Annotated in this window: 1 protein-coding gene; it reads right to left on the bottom strand. The window is 49.5% G+C overall.

Translation table 11 applies throughout. From position 1 onward, the window contains the following. Positions 1-156: 156 nt before the first annotated feature. Positions 157-1,065: a transposase family protein gene (locus tag ACJ2PR_RS36045; protein WP_446880662.1), complete on the bottom strand. Its 909-nt coding sequence runs from the start codon at positions 1,063-1,065 to the stop codon at positions 157-159. Positions 1,066-1,137: the final 72 nt, after the last annotated feature.

The following is a 1,137-nucleotide window of genomic DNA, read 5'->3' on the forward strand; positions in this document are numbered from 1 at the left end:
TAGACCTTTCCGAGAATTTACAAGCGAGACTACTCCTGGGTTTGAGGTCATTTCACCAGGATTGTTCCAGAACGATAGCATCACGGGTTGAGGCAGTTTCTAACAGAAACCATTGTTCAACATCGCGTGGCTTAAATCATCAGCTTTCTCCTGATTTCAAAAGTCGTAATTCGTGAAATCAAGCCTGCCTAATCGCAATCTCACCAGCCCACAAATGGTCAACATTACTGCTTCATAGCGCTGCGAATGCAGGCGAAACCGATGGGTGAGAATCCGAAAGACCTTTAAGCGACGAATCAGGTGTTCGATGAAGATGCGCTGACCCGAAATTACCTGGTTTTCTGCACGTTGGGCTTCCGTGAGTTCTCGGTTTCTCGGCTTTTTGTGGGGGGTGAGGGTGCGATCGGCTCCTTGATAGGCTTTATCTCCTCGATATCGCTGGGTGCGATCGAGGCGCGCTTGGTGTTGCCGCAAAAGCTGGATGTCGGCCGTCGGTTCTGGCACTCCTGCAATCACATCGACAAGCTCTTGTCCGTCTGCGGTGCCGAGCACTCCGGTTTTTTGCGTGTGCTGTTGCTTTTTACCTGAGTCACAGATTTTCTGGGCAGCGTCGTCACCTGGACGTTCTCTGGCTTGTTCTGTGCTGTCACACAGCAGCACTTCCGCTTGCAATAATTCCTGCACCACCGACCACAAATAGGGATCGTGCCCATACTCCTCGAACAAACGGGCGGGCAATACCTGTCGCAGAAGTTTCAGTCCCTCGTGGAACGTCTGATGCGCTTCACTTTTTGAGACCTCGAACAGCATCCCCAACCCTTCAAACGTGGGATCGTGCCGCAGATAGAACAGACACAATCCCATGGTTTCGTACAGGCTCAGTTGCGCGGGTCGTCCTGCTCCCTTGGCGTTCACCCGCACTTTTTTTGCTTCCAGTTGGGCTTGATTTTCAGCCTGAGCTTGTTTGACCTGTTCGTTCAATGGTTGGAAATCCTCAAAACTGATGCCTAGCAACGATTGAGTTTTTTGGGGGTGAATCTGGATATAATCAAGTAGTTTTTTCATGGAGGGATAGGCGACGAAAACTTCGTTTTACCCTCTTTTTTTAACGCAATTTAATTTCTGGATACATCTATT

Source organism: Phormidesmis sp. 146-33 (assembly GCF_052939515.1).